Raw genomic sequence first — 15,920 nt, forward strand, 5'->3', positions numbered from 1 at the left:
TTGCGCCAGAGTGGTTCAGAAAGTCGGACCCAGCCGTTGTGCAGCCGGAACAACTATGCACGGTGTCGGCATGAGCAAGGAAAAGAAAGACAGCGATACCGAAAGCGCACGCGACTGGTTTCGGCGGTCTCGTGCGCCGATTACCCGCGCGCATGTCTTGTGGTTGCTGATGGGCATCGGCGGCTTCCTTCTCGGCACCGTCGTGCAACTGATGCCGGCGCGATACCCGGAGCTGACGCACCTGCTGGAACAATGTGACAAGCTGCCCGATGCTTGTCGCGCGGCGGTGCTTGCCTTCGACGTTCAAGGGCATAGGGAAAGCGCGCTTACGTATCCGACGATTTTCGGTGACCTGCTTCGCTCGCTAAGTGCGGCGGTAGTCATCTCGATCCTGATCACCCTGACGGTTGAATCGCGCAGCCGGAGGGAATTCGACGAGCTGCTGACGGCAAAGACCCGCGAACTCGGGATGAGCGTGTTCCACGGGATGTTCAACCGCGATCATCCCGTGGCGCTGCTGGATGCAGTCAAGCAGCAGATCCTCGAACGCTCCCTGATCCGCGACCATCTGGATGTGAGCTACACGTTCAGCGAAGTCGAAGCGGAGCCGGCGCCGGGTTACCCGAAAGAGAAGTTCATAAAGGTGGACGTGTTGCTTTCGTCCGAGACGACCAACGTCTCGACATTGCATGGCGATGCCGGGCGGGCGGATGCGCCGCTGGCTATGCTGCTCCCCAATCCGCAGATTCCGGATCTGAAGCAGCTGGTCCGCGTCCACCGCTTCGTCGTGAACGGTACGGACGTGCCCAAAGAGGCGTTGGAGACGGCGAACGACCAGCTGCAGGCCGCCCTGGCCGACGATGGCAACATCCAGGGCCGCGCGAGCTTCGGCGACCGTTCCATCGAGCCCGGGGAGTCCGTTGCCATCAGCGCGAGCTACACGATGGTCAAGGAGCTGGAGGACACCGAGGTGTTCCGCTCGCTCCAGATATGCCGATCCCTGTCGCTCACGGTGGTTGATAACACTGCCTTGAACCTCCACATACAGGCTCGAGGTATCCATCCGGGTACGTTGACCCAGATCAGCACAGGCAACTCGACGAAGCAGTGGCGAATTTCGAATATCGTGTTGCCGCAGCAGGGCATTATGCTCTTCTGGAAGCGCCAGCGCACGGCTAACGGGAAGAAGTAACCACTTTTTTTCGCGTTTTTGCTTTGTGGAACGGGTCAATCCCGCTAAGGGTTGATTAATGGGCCGGCGGTATCATCGGCCCAGTAAAGGAGACGATCATGACCGTGTTTTCCATCTGCCGTGGTGACGGCGGGTCTGCGTTCTAGACCGTCTCCCATCGGAAAAGCAGAGCGGCGTCGAACCTTAGCGGTTCGGCGCCGCTCTGCTTTTCCGGCCTGGTCATCTTGGCGGGGCGTAGCGCCGGCTGCCTGATCCAGGGACCAATACGGCTCGATTTGTCGGCTGATTTCGGCAGCCTCGGTACCGCCCTGCCTCAACCTCGAAGATCAACATCGCCCGTTGGCGCTTCGATGCACGCCGCAGGCAGATCGAGCGCGCGATCATCGGCCCGGCACGAACGCGGCGACGATGAAGGACAGCACGGCGATGAAGGCCAGCATCCTGACCAGATCCATCCTTCGAACGAGCGGGCCGATTTCCGGATCCTGCCGCAGAGGATGGAACGCCCTGGCGCCGGAGCCCCGGCCAGGGCGGGTGCGCGTGATTTTTTCGACCGCGGGAAAGGACAGCGGATGCCGTGCCGTCGCCAGCGCACGGATACGCTCGCTCAGCCGGACGACCACCAACCAGCAGATCATGAACCCTATCAGGGAGATGATTCCCCCGATCGACAGCGTGCCGGAGTGCATGCCGGCGGTGTGTCGGCACCCGCGCCAATTGTAAAATGCCGGCACCGCCGGTGCCGCCGGGATCACGAATTCAGGAGGATCAACATGGGCTGGTGGCTTGCCGATGCGCGCCGCGGGCAGGCCGAAGGCGTGCTCTCGCGCTTCGATCCCGCGTTCTGGACGGTCAATTTCCCGCGGCCGATGATGGCGGCGGTGACCACGACGGCGCCCGATGCGCTGCGGGTGGATGCGGTCTTCTATCGCCAGGACGATCTGGCCGGGCTGATCTGGGACGCCGAGGACCGGCACGATCATGCGCTGCTGCACTACGAGACCGCGCGCGATTTCCGCACCTGCCGGCTCGACTTTCGCTGGCGCTCGGCGGGGGTGAAGCCGCTCGATGCAGTCAACGGCCCGGTGCTGACGATCGAGGGACGCGATGCCGCGGGCATGCCGCGCGCCTGGTATGTGCGGCTGTGGAACTATGCCGAGGGGACGGCCGAGGACGCGCGGGTGTCGATCGACTTCGCGACGGTGCAGGGCGGCTTCCTGCTGCCGGACGAGGCGGATCCGGTGTGGGCGGGCGATGTCGACCGGATGTTCGTGTCGCTGGTCGCGCCGGACTATAGCGGCGCCGATGCCGATCTCGCGGCGCCGGCCGAGGGCTGGGTCGCGCTCAGCGAGATCGCCTGCACGGGATCGGGCTCGGTGCTGGCGGTGGGCGACGTGATCGTCCCCGAGCACGGGCTGCGCATCGCCAACGGCTATGACGACAACTACCACCTGACGCCCGAGCGGCTGCTGCGCAACATCGTCCAGCTCGGCTGGCGCGGGCCGCTGCTCCATTATGTCGGGATGAGCCATTATTTCCGGCTCGAGGCGCATTCGGGTGGCCACTATGTCGGCCTGGGCGCGACCGCGCTGAACGTCGCGTGCCGGGCCTGGCACGCCGATCTCGCGCGGCGCGCCAAGGCGCTGGACTATGACCTGATCCTGTCGCTTTCCTATGAGCTGCTCGACCAGCATGTCTGGGGCGACTGGAAGCAGCGCGCGGCAGACGGATCGCCGGCGCTGACCGGCTGGGATCCGCCCTCGACGCTGCTCTCGCCCGCGCAGGACGGGGCGATGGCCTATCTGCGCGCGGTGGCGCGCGAATTCGCCGGGATCGCCCGCGATGCCGGGCACCGCGTGCGCTTCCAGATCGGCGAGCCCTGGTGGTGGACCCTGCCCGACGGCGGCCTGTGCATCCACGATGCCGCGGCCGAGGCGGCGCTGGCGGGGGCGGGCGATGTGCCGGCGGCGGCGGGGGCGCTGCTCGCGGGGTCGACGCTGGCGCTGCGCGATGCGGTGCGGGCGGTGGATGCGGAGGCGCAGGTGCTGCTGCTCGTCTATGCGCCGACCGCGCTGGCGAGCCCGGCGGCGAACCTGCCGGTCGGCTGGGCGGCGCCGGCCTTCGATGTGCTCCAGCTCGAGGATTATGCCTGGGCGGCGGCGGGCCAGGATGCGGCGAGCGCGCGCGGGATCGCGGCGATCGAGGCGCGGCTCGGCTATCCGGCGGCGGACCAGCAGTATCTCGCCGGCTTCGTGCTGAGGCCCGAGGATCGTCGGCAATGGGCCCATGTCGAGGCGGCGGCGATGCGGGCACGGCGGCGCGGGGTGGCGCAGGTCTTCGTCTGGGCGCTGCCCCAGATACTGCGCGACGGCTTCGTGCATTTCGAGGTTCGAAATTCGGGGGAGGAAGCGATGGACGCGTTCGATGACGTGCTGTTCCCGATCGCGCTGGGGCGCGAGGCGGAAGTGGCGCCGGAGGTCTCGACATCGATCGTGACCAGTGCGGGCGGGCAGGAGAAGCGCAACGCCGAATGGGCCGAGGCGCGGACCAGCTATGATGTCGGCCCCGGCATCCGCTCCGAGGCGGACATTGCCGAGCTGCTCGGCTTCTTTCGGGCGCGGATGGGGCCGGCGCGGGGCTTCCGGCTGTGCGACCCGTTCGACTGCGTCGCGATCGACGAATGGATCGGGGTGGGCGACGGCAGCACGGCAAGCTTCCAGCTGGTGCGGCGCTATGGCGAGGTGGTGCGGCGGATCACCCGGCCGGTCGCCGCGACGGTGCAGGTCACGATCGACGGGGCGGGGACCGAGGATTTCACGCTGGGCGAAGGCGGGGTGGTGACGCTCGGGCTGGCGCCGGCGGCGGACGCGATCGTCTGTGCGAGCTTCGGGTTCGACGTGCCGGTGCGCTTCGCCGAGGACCGGCTGCGGGTGAGCCGCGCGACCTTCCTGGCCGGGGCGCTCGCCTCGGTGCCGCTGGTCGAGATCCGCGAATGAGCTGGCTGGAGGGGGAGCTCACGACGCTGGCGCTGTGCTGGCGGATCGAGCGGCGCGACGGCGTGACGATCGGGCTGACCGCGCATGACCGGGATATCGTCTGGGACGGGCTGGTCCACCACGCGGCGCCGGGGATGCTGCCGAGCGCGATCACGCGCGGGGCGGGGCTCGATCCGGCGAGCATGGACGTGACCGGCGCGCTGACCAGCGCGGCGATCGGCGAGGCGGACCTGCTTGCCGGCCGCTGGGACGGCGCGCGGGTGGCGATCTTCGCGTGCGACTGGACCGATCCGGGGTCGCAGGTGGCGCTGGGCGAGGGGACGATCGGCGCGGTCGAGACCAGGAGCGGCATGCTCACCGCCGAGCTGCGCGGGGCGATGGCGGCACTCGAGCGGCCGGTGGTCGAGGCGACCTCGCCCGAATGCCGTGCCGATCTGGGCGACAAGCGCTGCCGGGTGGCGATGGCGGGGCGGCGGCGGTTCGCGGTGGTGACGGCGATCGCCGATACGCTGCTGACGCTCGATGCCGCCGAGCCCGCGGCCAATTGCTACGGCCAGGGGCGGCTGCGCTGGATCGGCGGGGCGAATTCGGGGCTGGAGGGGGCGATCCTCAGCTCCGACGGCGCGACCGTGACGCTGCGCCGGCCGCCGCCGGTCGATGCGCCGGGACGGGTGCTGCTGATCGAGGGCTGCGACCGGACGCTGGCGACCTGTGCGGGCCGCTTCGGCAACGCGCTCAATTTTCGCGGGGAGCCCTATCTGCCGGGGATCGACCTGCTGACCCGCTATCCGGGCGGATGAGCGCGGCGGTGGTCGCCCGGGCGCGGGCGGCGATCGGGGTGCGCTTCCGGGCGCGGGGGCGCACGCTGGAGGGCGGGCTCGACTGTGTCGGGCTGGCGGGATGGGCGCACGGCGTGGCGGTGCCTGGCGGCTATGCGATGCGCAGCCTCGATATCGCGCGGGTGCGCGTCGCGGCGGAAGCCGCGGGGCTGGCCGCGGGCGAGGGGCGGCGCGCGGGCGACCTGGTGCTGCTCGCGAGCGGGCCCGGGCAGCTGCATCTCGGCATCGATAGCGGCAGCGGGCTGATCCATGCGGACGCGATGCTGCGCCGCGTGGTCGAGCGGCCCGATCCGCTGCCCTGGCCGGTGATCGGCCGCTGGCGACGAAGGGAGGAGTAAAAATGGCAACCGTGGTGCTCACCGTGGCCGGCGGGATCGTGGGCGGCCCGGTGGGCGCGGCGATCGGCTCGATGGTCGGCAACTATATCGACCATAATATCCTGTTCAAACCCAAGGGGCGCGAAGGGCCGCGGCTCAGCGACCTCAAGCTGCAGACCTCGTCCTACGGCACGCAGATCCCCAAGCTGTTCGGCACGATGCGCGTCGCGGGATCGGTGATCTGGGCGACCGACCTGGCCGAGCACCGCACGCGCGAATCGGGCGGCAAGGGCCAGGCGAGCACGACGACCTACAGCTACAGCGCGAGCCTGGCGGTGGCGCTTTCGGCGCGGCCGATCCTGGGCGTCGGGCGGATCTGGGCGGACGGGCAGCTGCTGCGCGGCGCGGCGGGGGATTTCAAGGCGCGCACCGGCTTCCGGCTGTACCTCGGCAGCGAGGACCAGCCGGCCGACCCGCTGATCGTGGCGGCGGAGGGAGCAGGGCAGGCGCCGGCGCATCGCGGCATCGCCTATGCGGTGTTCGAGGACCTCGAACTGGGCCCCTGGGGCAATAGAATCCCATCGCTGACCTTCGAAGTGGAGGCCGATGCCGCGCCGGTGGCGGCGGGCGATATCGCCCTGGCGCTGGGGGCGGTGGCGCAGAGCGATGCCAGCGTCGCGCTGGCGGGGTTCGCGGCGCAGGGATCGAGCCTGGCGGCCGTCGCCGGCGCGCTGGCCGATGCGGCGGGCGGCTGGTTCGGCGAGGGGCCGGCACTGCGCTGCGGCGCGGGCGAGGCGGTTGTAGTCGCCGACGCAGGCACCGGCGGGCAAGGCCGCGCCAACCGGGCGATCGCGGCGGCGACCGGCGTGCCGCAGACGCTGACGCTCAGCCACTACGACCCGGCGCGCGACTATCAGATCGGCGTGCAGCGCGCCGGGCGCCAGGGCGTCGGGCTGCGCGAGGCACAGATCGAGCTGCCCGCGGCAATCGACGCCGGCGCGGCGCGAACGCTGGCGGAGGCGGCGCTGCTGCGCGCCGATACCGAGCGGATGCGGCAGACGGTGGCGCTGGGCTGGGACGCGCTTGCGATCCAGCCGGGCGCGCGCGTCCGGATCGCGGGAACGCCGGGCGTCTGGCGCGTCGATGCCTGGAAGCTCGAAAACATGACGGTGACGTTCGATTGCGTGGCGCTGGCGCGCGAAGTCGCGCCGATCGCGGCCAGCAGCGGCCGCGCGCGCGCCGCCGACGACACTGCGATCGGGCGCACGCTGGTGCACGCCTTCGAGCTGCCGCCGATCGACGACAGCGCCTCGACGCTGCCGCGGCTCGCGGTGGCGGCGGCGGGCACCGCGCCGGGCTGGCGCCGCGCGGCATTGCTGCTCAGCACCGACAATGGCGCCGCCTGGCAGGGTATCGGCGGCACCCGTGGCGTCGCGGTGCTCGGCACGGTGACTGTGCCGCCCGGCTCGGCTTCACCCTGGATCGAGGATCGCAGGAACAGCGTGGAGATCGTGCTCGCGCACGCTGCAATGCAGCTCGACCCTGCCGATATCGCCGCGCGCGACCGCGGGGCCAACCTGGCAATGCTTGGCGACGAGCTGATCCAGTTCGCGGATGCACAATCGCTCGGCGGGGCGCGCTGGCGGCTGTCCGGACTATGGCGCGGGCGGCGCGGAACCGAGCGCTTCATCGGCAGCCAGCAGCCCGGCGATCGTTTCGTGCTGGTCGACGCCGACGCATTGCTGCTGGTGGATCTGCCCGCCGCTTCGATCGGAGGCGTCGCGCAGGTGCTGGCCGAAGGAGCCGGCGATGCCGGGGCAGCCGCCGAGGCGCAGGCGGCGCTCAGCGGGATATCGCTGCTCCCGCTCGCGCCGGTGCACGTCAATGCGAGACCGCTTCCCGATGGCGGCGTGCAAGTGCGATGGATTCGCCGCAGCCGCTCCGACTGGGATTGGCGCGATGCCGTCGATGTCGCGCCCGAGCCGGGCGGGGAGCGCTATCGAATCGCGGTCTTGCCGGAAGCCGGCTCCGGCTGGACGGCGGATACGGCAGCGGCGGAGGCCACGCTGAGTGCCGCGATCCGCTCGGGCCCGCTCGGGATCGCGGTGCGCCAGCTCGGCGCCGCCGGCCTGTCACCCGCCGCAACGCTGATGCTGGAGTGAAGGGAAGACGCATGATCGAGACGACCGACCGATTCGCCCTGCCGCTGCTTGCCGCCGGGCAGGCGCAGAAGGAAATGCACCATAACGAAGCGATCCTTCGGCTCGACCTGCTGACCCAGGCCGCGGCCGAGGCAGCCGGCATCGACGTGCCGCCCGAGGATCCCGAGCTCGGCCAATGCTGGATCATCGGCGATGCGCCCGAAGGCGAGTGGACCGGCCACGCCCGGGAAGTCGCCGGCTGGACCGAAGGGGGATGGCGGTTCCTTGTGCCGCGCGAAGGCATGCGCCTGTGGCTCGGCGAGGCGACCGGATTCGCACTTTTCGCAAGCGGCGGCTGGCGCAGTGGCGAACTGCATGGACGGGTGCTGGTGGACGGCGATCAGATTATCGGTCCGCGCGGTGCCGCGATTGCGGAACCTGTTGGCGGCACGGTGGTTGATGCGGAAGCGAGAGCCGCAATTTCTGCGGTGCTCGTTGCCATGCGCGTGCATGGTCTGATCGAACACGGCGGACTGTGACGTTCATGCAACAGTGCCCGGATTTGTGCGCTTGCGCAGAAACTTTCGTTTCGGTACTGAGTTTTTTGCTGTCCGTAGTGACAACTTGAAAGGGGATTATGATGCGGAAGCTTGCCGTTACTCTGGCACTTGCGACCACCGCGCTGAGCACGCCCGCCCTCGCCCGCGATGACGCGTGGTATGTGGGTGTCGAAGGCGGCGCCATGCTGGTCGAAGACATCAAGTTCGACGTTGGTACCGCCACGCAGGCGGTGAACGTTGATCACAACAAGGGCGGTTGGGATGCTGACGCCGTGGTCGGTTACGACTTCGGTCCGTTCCGTGCGGAAGCCGAGGTTGGCTATCGCCAGTCGTCGGTGACCAGCCTGACCACTGCAGTCTCGCTGCCGTACCGCAATGCGGCCGGCCTGGCGCTGAATGCTCCGGCTCGCCCGTATGACTATGCCGGTGGCCGTTCGTCGGCGCTGAGCTTCATGGTCAACGGCCTGCTCGACTTCGGTGACGACAATGGCGTTCAGGGCTTTGTCGGCGGCGGCGTCGGCGTTGCGCGCGTCAAGGAAAAGATCGCGCTGAACACCTTCTCGGACACCGTGGACGATTCGGACACGGTCTTCGCATGGCAGGCGATTGCGGGCATTCGTGCGCCGCTGTCGGACTCGGTCGACGTCTCGCTGAAGTATCGCTTCTTCAACGCCGACAATGTGAAGCTGACCGACATCTCGGGTCGTCAGTGGGAAGGTCGTTACCGCTCGCACTCGATCATGGGCGGCCTGATCTTCAACTTCGGTGCACCGGCGCCGGCTCCCACGCCGACCCCGACCCCCGAGGTCACCCCGACCCCGACCTGGACGCCGACTCCGGAGCCGACTCCGACGCCGACCGTCGTCTGCACCCCGGGACCGTACATCGTGTTCTTCGACTGGGATAAGTCGGACATCACGCCGGAAGCCGCGAGCATCCTCGACAACGCCATCAGCAACTATCAGAACTGCGGTAACGCGCAGGTGATGCTTGCCGGCCACGCCGACCGCTCGGGCTCGGCCAGCTACAACGTTGGCCTCTCGCAGCGTCGTGCCGACTCGGTGAAGGCTTACCTGACCTCGCGTGGCATCGGTGCCGGTGCGATCTCGACCGAAGCCTTCGGTGAGAGCAAGCCGCGCGTCGAAACCGCCGACGGTGTTCGCGAGCTGCAGAACCGCCGCGTGGAAGTCACCTACGGTCCGGGTTCGGGCTACTAAGCCAGACCCGTCCGGAAGGACTGAGAATTGGGGAGGTCGGGAAACCGGCCTCCCTTTTTCTTTGCGGGCGCAGTCTGGTTTGCGTCGCCAAAGCTACCGGGTTGCATTTCGGCTCACCGGATCGCCGGCTGAGATTGATGCCGTACGCGCGCGGCGATGCATTGCATCGCTTGGGATTCTGCTGCATCCAGGCAACGTACTCGTTAAAGCGTATTGTTTTGCAGCCGTTGGATGTTGCGTGCGTTATAATAGTATGTCGGCAAGGATGGCATCGATGACCCATGCGCAGCGAAATGCGGAGATTCTCAGGCTTCTTGAGGAGCAGACGAATCGCGGGCTTAAGTCCAAGGCTGCAGCACGTGCGACTCTGATCCGCGAAGGCATCTACACCGAGAAGGGCAAGCTCAGCGCCGAATTCGGCGGCAAGCGCAAAAAGGCTGCCGTCGCCGCTTGAGCCGGCTCGCTACGTCATTTGTATTGGGATATCATGGGTGCGACCATGAAACCGCTATTGAGGCGGTCAGCGGCGATATTTCGCTGCTTCAGAGCAAACGCGACTATGATTGGCTCGGGCCAGGCGCTTATTTCTGGGAATCAGACCCAACACGCGCTTTCGAGTGGGCGCAGTGGAAAGTCGAACGCGGCGAATATGCACGCCCTGCTGTTGTCGGGGCAGTTATCGACCTTCGGCACTGCCTGGACCTTGTGTCACGCGAGGATCTTCGCCTCGTAGAGGCCGCCTATACATCGTTTCAGCGACTGCAAGAGCGCGCTGGACTGCCGATGCCGGAAAACAAGAGCGTGAAAGGCCAGCCCGACGCGGATCGCGTGTTACGATACCTGGATTGCGCAGTCTTGCGCCACCTGCACAGCATCCTCGACGACCAGCCGCCGGAGGCGCGACTTATTGAACCGTTCGACACGGTGCGGGGCATGTTCACCGAGGGCGGGCATCTCTATCCTGGGAGCGGGATCAGCAAGAAAAGCCACGTACAGATTGCGGTGCGCAATGACGATTGCATCAAGGGGCTCTTTCATCCGCGTCAGCCCTCGGGCCCACATGTGGCGGTGCGCTGACCGGCCATCTCATTCGACTGCCGACCCCAGCCACTCCGGAATCAGCGCATCGCCCAGCGCCTCGACGCGGCGGAGCTCCACCATCAGGCCGAGTTCCGGATAGCTCGCACGGGTGCGCTCGCCCGCTTCGCCGAGCGGCGCGACCACCAGCCGGCGGTTGACCTTGGCGCGATAATGCATGCGCGCCGTGTTCTCCTGGCCGACATAACAGCCCTTGGCGAAACTGACTCCATTCAGTTCGGCAGCGTTGCATTCAAGCCACAGCGTCTTGTCCTGGCCCAGCTCCTCGACGCCTTCGGTGACGCCCAGACGCAGGCGATGCTCCCGCCATCCGGTTGCCGCTTCGCCTGACGCGAGGCCGAGCCAGCGATGGCCGAGCGCGGCGAGGCGCGGGTCGGGCACGCCCTGCGCGGACTCGCGCGCCCAGTGCACGCCGCCTTCCGCCGGCTCGATCGTGATTGCGCGCCGCAGCCGGTAGATGCCCAGCCGCCGCGCCAGCGCCTCCCGCTGCGCCGCCTCGCACTCGACCAGGATTGCGTCGCCTTCCGCCCAGAGCAGAAAATCGAACAGCGCCTTGCCCTGCGGGGTGAGCAGCGCGGCCCATTGCGGCGTATCGGGCGCGACGGTCGCCATGTCCTGCGTCACCAGCCCCTGCAGGAAGCCGCGGACATCGTCGCCGGCGATGCGGATCAGGGCGCGGTCGTCCAGCCAGGTGCCGGAAACGCCAATACTGGTATCGGTCATTCCGAACAGGTAGGGGGTGGGCGGGGGCGACGGAAGAGGCGCGAACATGAATGTCGATCTGAAGCTCAAGGGCGGGCGCGTGCATCTGCCCTCCGGTCCGGTGGAAGCCGATATCGGCGTGTCGAACGGCCGCATCGTCGCGATCGGCGGGGTGCTGGATGCGGGCGAGACGATCGACTGCACCGGGCTCGACGTGCTGCCCGGGGTGATCGACAGCCAGGTGCATTTCCGCGAGCCGGGGCTCGAGGCCAAGGAAGACCTGGAGAGCGGCGCGCGCGCGGCGGTGCTCGGCGGTGTCACCGCGGTGTTCGAGATGCCCAACACCAAGCCCAATACCGATTCGGCCGAGGCGGTGCAGGACAAGCTCGCGCGCGCCAAGGACCGGATGTGGTGCGACCACGCCTTTTATGTCGGCGCGACCAACAACAATGCCGAGCATCTCGCCGAGCTCGAGCGGCTGCCGGGCACCGCGGGCATCAAGATCTTCATGGGCGCCTCGACCGGCGACCTGCTCGTCTCCGACGATGCCAATCTTGCACGCGTGCTCGCCTCGGGCCATCGCCGCGTCGCGATCCATGCCGAGGACGAGTTCCGCATGCAGGATCGCCTCGGCGAGCGCGTGCCCGGCGACCCCTCGAGCCATCCGGTGTGGCGCGACGACGAGAGCGCGATGCTGGCGACGCGACGCATCCTTGGCCTGGCGCGCGCGGCGCGGCGGCGCATCCATGTCCTCCATGTGACGACGCCGGCGGAACTCGAGCTGCTCGGCCAGAACAAGGACATCGCTACCTGCGAAGTCACCCCGCAACACCTGACGCTGGCGGGCGAAGAGGCCTATCCGACGATCGGCACCTTCGCGCAGATGAACCCGCCGATCCGCTCGGGCGCGCACCGCGCCGGGCTGTGGCACTGGCTCAACCAGGGCGTGCCCGATGTGCTCGGCTCGGATCACGCGCCGCATACGCGCGAGGAAAAGGCAAAGCCCTATCCCGACAGCCCCAGCGGCATGCCCGGCGTGCAGACGCTGCTGCCGCTGATGCTCAACCATGTCGCCGAGGGGCGGACGACGCTGCAGCGCGTGATCGACCTGACCAGCGCGGGGCCGCAGCGGATCTTCGGCATCGTCGGCAAGGGCCGCATCGCCGTCGGCTATGACGCGGATTTCACCGTGGTCGACCTGAAGGCGCGCTGGACGGTGGAGGAGAGCTGGCTCGCCTCGCGCTGCGGCTGGTCGCCGTTCACCGACATGCAGCTCACCGGCAAGCCCGTCGGCACGATCGTACGCGGCAACCGGGTGATGTGGGAGGCCGAGCTCGCCAACCGGGCGGTCGGCCAGCCGATCCGCTTCGAGGCGGTCGAGTTCGGGTGAGGACGGTCTCGCGTACCGATCGTGCTTCGCGGCTGATCAAGGCGCCGGCCAGCCGTGTCTATCGCGCCTTCATCGATCCCGAGGCGCTGATACGCTGGTTGCCCCCCGAGGGGATGACCGGCGAGATGCTGGCGTTCGATGCGCGGCCGGGCGGCGGCTACCGGATGGCGCTCCATTATGCCGACGACACCCCGGGCAAGACCGGCGAGCATAGCGATGTCGTCGAGACGCGCTTCGTCGCGCTCAACCCGGGCAGGGGCATCGTCCAGACGGCGGTGTTCGAGTCGGAGGATCCGGCCTTTGCCGGCACGATGCGGATGAGCTGGAGCCTGGAGCCGGCCGAGGGCGGCACCCGCGTCGCGATCACCTGCGAGGACGTGCCCCAGGGCATCCGCAAGCAGGATCATCTGGCCGGGCTGAAGTCGTCGCTCGCCAATCTCGCGGCGTTCGTCGGCGGGTAGGGCGGGACAGTCAGGCCGGTATCGCGGCGGCCCAGGCGGCGGCTTCGTCCTCGCGCCGGGCATGGACCAGCGGCGGCTCGGCGGTCGCCGCGGCCGGATCGACCTCGATCGTCGCGTCGTAGAGGAAGGTCGCGTTGCCGTGGAGGGTGACCATCCCTGCGGCATCGGCCTCGCCGATCACCAGCCCGCCCCTGTTGAATACCTTCATCGCGGTGCCGAAGGGGATGCGCCCGGTGCGGCCGGCGGCATAGACCGAGGAGGCCATCGCGCTGCCGCAACTGTCGGTCAGGCCGACGCCGCGCTCATAGGTGCGCACGAACAGGTCCTTGCCGCGCAGCTCGACGAAGGAGACGTTCGCGCGCGCCGGGATCAGCGCCGGTCCCGCTTCGCACCAGTCGCCGAGCGCGACCAGCTCGGCTTCGTCGACCTTGTCCACGAACGTCACCAGATGCGGGTTGGGGATCGCGACCGCGGTGAAGCTGCGCGTGCTCGGCAGGCCCGGGATCGGTTCGTCGATCACCTTCTCGGCGGCAACGCGCAGCCCGACATCGCCGGTGCGCGTCGAGGCCGGGCCGGCGGTCTCGCGGATCGTCACCACGCCGGGCGCCAGCGGCGCGGCGCGCGCCACCTCGGCGCCGCTCGTCTTCAGCCGCACCCGCGCCGTATCGATCCCGAGCAGCTCGAACCCCAGCCGTGCGACGCAGCGCAGCCCGTTGAGGCAGGTCTCGGCTTCCGAACCGTCCGAATTGAACATGCGCATGCCGAATGCGTGCGTCTCGTTGCCGGCGGTGAGCAGCAACAGCCCGTCGCCGCCCACCGGCCCGTCGCGGTCGGCGAGTGCGCGCGCAACGCCCGCCCAGTCCGCATCGGACAGGTCGAGCGCACGCGCATCGATCAGCGGGAAGTCGTTCCCCGAGCCATGGCACTTGATGAAGGCGAGCCGCATGCCGCCCCTCTAGGGCTCCCGCGGCCCGCTGGCTAGCCGGCGACTGCCTCGCGCGGCACCGGGCCGCCCATCGCATCGACCATCGCCTTGTCGCGGGTGATGATCGCCGCGAAGCTCGGTCGCGCATGCATTTTCGCCACCCAGTCGGCGAGCCGCGGATAGGTGGCGGGATCCACCGTCACGCCGATGCAGCCGAGCGTCGCGAGCGGGCTCGCCACGGCGATGTCGGCCAGCGTCAGCCGGTCATCGACCAGGAAACCGCTCTCCGGGATGGCGCCTTCCAGATAGGCCAGGATCGGCGGCATCAGGTCCCGCTCGGCGGCGTCGGCGGCGGCATGGTCGCACTCCATCTTGAGCACGCGCGGGCGCACGAAGCGCTGCCCGAAGATCGCGCCGCCCGCAGCCATCATCAGCGTGTCCGCGAGCTCGTCGAACCAGATCGTCCGTGCCCGGGCGCGCGGCTCGGCGGGGATCAGGCTCGGCTCGGGATATTTGGCATCGAGATAGGCGACGATCGCCGAGCTGTCCGAGATCAGGAAGTCGCCATCCTTGAACCCGGGCATCTTGCCGAACGGGCTGGCAGCCATGAATTCCGGCCCGCCGCGGCCCATGCCGGCAGCCTGCAATTCCAGCTCCAGCCCTTTTTCGGCGCCGAACACCATGACCTTGCGCACATAGGGCGAAAGCGTCGAACCAAACACGATCATGCCAACCTCTCCTCGGCTTTGGCATAGGCTATCCGATCGGTTGCAATGAGCAACCGGCTTCTGCGCGGCAGGTGCGTTCCCTGGCGTGGAGGTTTCCCGCGCCGGACGCTGCTGCGGCCTTTTATCGTGCTGCGGCGCACCTCCATTCTGGATCAAGACGCACCCGGTGTCGAATCGCGGATGACCCGTTTTGGCGGAGACAGGGTGAAGGCGGGCTTTACCAGCGCTGCTTCATTTCAACCCGTAAAAGTCCGCGACCCGGTCGAGCGCGAAGCACAGCACCAGCTTGCCTGCCCGGCTCGGCCAGCCCAGCGCCTTTTCCGCCGGGCCCAGCCCCTCGCCGGCGCAGACCACGCGCCACAATATGTCGGTCAGGCCCGGCCCGGCCGCCGCCGTCGCCCCGTCGAAGCGGCGCCGCGCCGCGAGCTGCGCGAGCGTCGGGTCGAGCCGCTCGGGCGCAGTGCCGCGCGCCACCGGCATCGCATCCCAGCGCATCGTCACTCGCGGCCCGAGCGCCGCCATCTCATAGTCGGCGCGCAGCCGCTCGCCCGCCTCGAGCTGGCGCAGGCTGACATGGCCCCGCGCCGCCAGCCAGGCCATCGGCGATTCGGCCTGGTTCACCGTGACGCGGCGCCGCGCGCCGCGCTCTTCAATCGTCCGTTCGATCAGCTCACGCATCATCGATCTCCTTTTGTTCCGATTCGCAAGCCTTGCCATGAGGGCACGATTGTAGGAAAGGAGGAAACCGATTTGGTTATTGAAGGTGCGATCGATGATCACTGCCATCCGCGAGGTGCGCCGCGCCAAGGGGCTGACGCTCGAGGAAGTGGCCGCGCGCTGCGAGCCGCCCACCACCGCGCAGACGATCGGCCGGCTCGAGATGGGCACGCGCACGGTTTCGGTCGGCTGGCTCAACCGGATCGCCGCCGCGCTCGGCGTCGACTCGGCCGATCTGGTGAAGCTGCCCGAGCGGCCGGAGATTCCCGTGGCGGCGCTGCTCGACGGCAGCGGAGCGCAGGCCCCACGCAGGACTGCCACGGTGGTGCCGCCGCACGCCGAGCCCGGGCTGGTCGCACTCGCCGTAACGGCCGGGATCGGCGACTATCGCGCCGGGGACGAGATCTGGTGCCGCACCCTCGCGTCCGAAGGCTATGCGGGGGCGCTCAACCGCGACGTGCTGGTGCCGCGCCCGGCTGGGCGCTTCCTGTTCGGACGGCTGATCGGGCGCGAGGGCGACCGGCTGCACCTGCTTCCGCTCGGTGCCGGCGCGCGCCAGCAGGTCGTGGCCGATCCGCCCTGGATCGCGGTGGCGATCCGCCTCGTCCGCGCGCTCTGAAACCCCTTCTGAATCACC

General features: G+C 68.6%; 17 protein-coding genes. 12 read left to right on the forward strand and 5 right to left on the reverse strand.

Annotated elements, in window-relative coordinates; genetic code table 11:
• The first annotated feature begins 70 nt into the window (after nt 1-70).
• Nucleotides 71-1,192, forward strand: coding sequence for a hypothetical protein (locus tag ABLE38_RS11115; protein ID WP_348974203.1), 1,122 nt, complete (start codon nt 71-73; stop codon nt 1,190-1,192).
• Nucleotides 1,193-1,572: 380 nt separating this feature from the next.
• Here ABLE38_RS11115 and ABLE38_RS11120 read toward each other — a convergent pair whose 3' ends face one another.
• Nucleotides 1,573-1,881: a hypothetical protein gene (locus ABLE38_RS11120; RefSeq protein WP_348974204.1), complete on the reverse strand. Its 309-nt coding sequence runs from the start codon at nt 1,879-1,881 to the stop codon at nt 1,573-1,575.
• 84 nt (nt 1,882-1,965) lie between these two features.
• Here ABLE38_RS11120 and ABLE38_RS11125 point away from each other — a divergent pair, with 84 nt between their 5' ends.
• The 8 genes from ABLE38_RS11125 (at nt 1,966) to ABLE38_RS11160 (ending at nt 10,339) form a co-directional block, all read left to right on the forward strand.
• Nucleotides 1,966-4,188 carry a DUF2460 domain-containing protein gene (locus tag ABLE38_RS11125; protein WP_348974205.1) on the forward strand — a complete coding sequence of 741 codons (2,223 nt, stop codon included), beginning with the start codon at nt 1,966-1,968 and terminating at the stop codon, nt 4,186-4,188.
• Nucleotides 4,185-4,988, forward strand: a complete 804-nt coding sequence (locus ABLE38_RS11130; protein WP_348974206.1) for a DUF2163 domain-containing protein — start codon at nt 4,185-4,187, stop codon at nt 4,986-4,988. The genes ABLE38_RS11125 and ABLE38_RS11130 overlap by 4 nt, the downstream gene beginning before the upstream one ends.
• Nucleotides 4,985-5,365 carry a peptidoglycan endopeptidase gene (locus ABLE38_RS11135; protein WP_348974207.1) on the forward strand — a complete coding sequence of 127 codons (381 nt, stop codon included), beginning with the start codon at nt 4,985-4,987 and terminating at the stop codon, nt 5,363-5,365. Before ABLE38_RS11130 ends, ABLE38_RS11135 begins: the two co-directional genes overlap by 4 nt.
• 2 nt (nt 5,366-5,367) lie before the next feature.
• Nucleotides 5,368-7,506, forward strand: coding sequence for a phage tail protein (locus ABLE38_RS11140; RefSeq protein ID WP_348974208.1), 2,139 nt, complete (start codon nt 5,368-5,370; stop codon nt 7,504-7,506).
• An 11-nt stretch (nt 7,507-7,517) separates the two neighbouring features.
• The gene (locus ABLE38_RS11145) at nt 7,518-8,024 is read left to right on the forward strand and encodes a DUF2793 domain-containing protein (RefSeq protein WP_348974209.1); all 507 of its coding nucleotides are present in this window, start codon (nt 7,518-7,520) and stop codon (nt 8,022-8,024) included.
• 101 nt (nt 8,025-8,125) lie between these two features.
• Nucleotides 8,126-9,262 carry an OmpA family protein gene (locus ABLE38_RS11150; RefSeq protein ID WP_348974210.1) on the forward strand — a complete coding sequence of 379 codons (1,137 nt, stop codon included), beginning with the start codon at nt 8,126-8,128 and terminating at the stop codon, nt 9,260-9,262.
• A 274-nt stretch (nt 9,263-9,536) separates the two neighbouring features.
• Nucleotides 9,537-9,716, forward strand: coding sequence for a hypothetical protein (locus tag ABLE38_RS11155; protein ID WP_348974211.1), 180 nt, complete (start codon nt 9,537-9,539; stop codon nt 9,714-9,716).
• Nucleotides 9,713-10,339, forward strand: a complete 627-nt coding sequence (locus ABLE38_RS11160) for a hypothetical protein (RefSeq protein ID WP_348974212.1) — start codon at nt 9,713-9,715, stop codon at nt 10,337-10,339. The genes ABLE38_RS11155 and ABLE38_RS11160 overlap by 4 nt, the downstream gene beginning before the upstream one ends.
• A 9-nt stretch (nt 10,340-10,348) precedes the next feature.
• Here the strand turns inward: ABLE38_RS11160 and ABLE38_RS11165 are convergent, their stop codons facing one another.
• Nucleotides 10,349-11,083: a folate-binding protein gene (locus ABLE38_RS11165; protein ID WP_348974213.1), complete on the reverse strand. Its 735-nt coding sequence runs from the start codon at nt 11,081-11,083 to the stop codon at nt 10,349-10,351.
• Nucleotides 11,084-11,129: 46 nt separating this feature from the next.
• On the opposite strand from ABLE38_RS11165, the gene ABLE38_RS11170 reads away from it, so the two are divergent.
• Together ABLE38_RS11170 and ABLE38_RS11175 are read left to right on the forward strand one after the other, a co-directional pair.
• Entirely contained in the window at nt 11,130-12,452 is a 1,323-nt protein-coding gene (locus ABLE38_RS11170) for a dihydroorotase (RefSeq protein ID WP_348974214.1), read from the forward strand.
• The gene (locus tag ABLE38_RS11175; protein WP_348974215.1) at nt 12,449-12,913 is read left to right on the forward strand and encodes an SRPBCC family protein; all 465 of its coding nucleotides are present in this window, start codon (nt 12,449-12,451) and stop codon (nt 12,911-12,913) included. Before ABLE38_RS11170 ends, ABLE38_RS11175 begins: the two co-directional genes overlap by 4 nt.
• A 10-nt stretch (nt 12,914-12,923) precedes the next feature.
• Here ABLE38_RS11175 and dapF read toward each other — a convergent pair whose 3' ends face one another.
• From dapF to ABLE38_RS11190, 3 genes are all read right to left on the reverse strand, one after another.
• Nucleotides 12,924-13,859, reverse strand: a complete 936-nt coding sequence (dapF, locus tag ABLE38_RS11180) for a diaminopimelate epimerase (RefSeq protein WP_348974216.1) — start codon at nt 13,857-13,859, stop codon at nt 12,924-12,926.
• Between the two features lie 32 nt (nt 13,860-13,891).
• Nucleotides 13,892-14,566 (reverse strand): glutathione S-transferase family protein, encoded by a 675-nt coding sequence (locus ABLE38_RS11185; protein WP_348974217.1) that lies wholly within the window; start codon nt 14,564-14,566, stop codon nt 13,892-13,894.
• Between the two features lie 231 nt (nt 14,567-14,797).
• Nucleotides 14,798-15,244 carry a DUF6456 domain-containing protein gene (locus tag ABLE38_RS11190; protein WP_348974218.1) on the reverse strand — a complete coding sequence of 149 codons (447 nt, stop codon included), beginning with the start codon at nt 15,242-15,244 and terminating at the stop codon, nt 14,798-14,800.
• Nucleotides 15,245-15,338: 94 nt separating this feature from the next.
• Here ABLE38_RS11190 and ABLE38_RS11195 point away from each other — a divergent pair, with 94 nt between their 5' ends.
• Entirely contained in the window at nt 15,339-15,902 is a 564-nt protein-coding gene (locus ABLE38_RS11195; RefSeq protein ID WP_348974219.1) for a helix-turn-helix transcriptional regulator, read from the forward strand.
• Nucleotides 15,903-15,920 lie beyond the last annotated feature (18 nt).

This window comes from Sphingomonas sp. KR3-1 (genome assembly GCF_040049295.1).
Taxonomy (GTDB): Bacteria; Pseudomonadota; Alphaproteobacteria; order Sphingomonadales; family Sphingomonadaceae; genus Sphingomonas.

What these genes read in the sequence shown, in the direction of transcription:
- ABLE38_RS11115 (WP_348974203.1), top strand. Translation starts at nt 71, where the DNA reads ATGAGCAAGGAAAAGAAAGACAGCGATACCGAAAGCGCACGCGACTGG.
- ABLE38_RS11120 (WP_348974204.1), bottom strand. Translation starts at nt 1,881, where the DNA reads ATGCACTCCGGCACGCTGTCGATCGGGGGAATCATCTCCCTGATAGGG.
- ABLE38_RS11125 (WP_348974205.1), top strand. Translation starts at nt 1,966, where the DNA reads ATGGGCTGGTGGCTTGCCGATGCGCGCCGCGGGCAGGCCGAAGGCGTG.
- ABLE38_RS11130 (WP_348974206.1), top strand. Translation starts at nt 4,185, where the DNA reads ATGAGCTGGCTGGAGGGGGAGCTCACGACGCTGGCGCTGTGCTGGCGG.
- ABLE38_RS11135 (WP_348974207.1), top strand. Translation starts at nt 4,985, where the DNA reads ATGAGCGCGGCGGTGGTCGCCCGGGCGCGGGCGGCGATCGGGGTGCGC.
- ABLE38_RS11140 (WP_348974208.1), top strand. Translation starts at nt 5,368, where the DNA reads ATGGCAACCGTGGTGCTCACCGTGGCCGGCGGGATCGTGGGCGGCCCG.
- ABLE38_RS11145 (WP_348974209.1), top strand. Translation starts at nt 7,518, where the DNA reads ATGATCGAGACGACCGACCGATTCGCCCTGCCGCTGCTTGCCGCCGGG.
- ABLE38_RS11150 (WP_348974210.1), top strand. Translation starts at nt 8,126, where the DNA reads ATGCGGAAGCTTGCCGTTACTCTGGCACTTGCGACCACCGCGCTGAGC.
- ABLE38_RS11155 (WP_348974211.1), top strand. Translation starts at nt 9,537, where the DNA reads ATGACCCATGCGCAGCGAAATGCGGAGATTCTCAGGCTTCTTGAGGAG.
- ABLE38_RS11165 (WP_348974213.1), bottom strand. Translation starts at nt 11,083, where the DNA reads ATGACCGATACCAGTATTGGCGTTTCCGGCACCTGGCTGGACGACCGC.
- ABLE38_RS11170 (WP_348974214.1), top strand. Translation starts at nt 11,130, where the DNA reads ATGAATGTCGATCTGAAGCTCAAGGGCGGGCGCGTGCATCTGCCCTCC.
- dapF (WP_348974216.1), bottom strand. Translation starts at nt 13,859, where the DNA reads ATGCGGCTCGCCTTCATCAAGTGCCATGGCTCGGGGAACGACTTCCCG.
- ABLE38_RS11185 (WP_348974217.1), bottom strand. Translation starts at nt 14,566, where the DNA reads ATGATCGTGTTTGGTTCGACGCTTTCGCCCTATGTGCGCAAGGTCATG.
- ABLE38_RS11190 (WP_348974218.1), bottom strand. Translation starts at nt 15,244, where the DNA reads ATGCGTGAGCTGATCGAACGGACGATTGAAGAGCGCGGCGCGCGGCGC.
- ABLE38_RS11195 (WP_348974219.1), top strand. Translation starts at nt 15,339, where the DNA reads ATGATCACTGCCATCCGCGAGGTGCGCCGCGCCAAGGGGCTGACGCTC.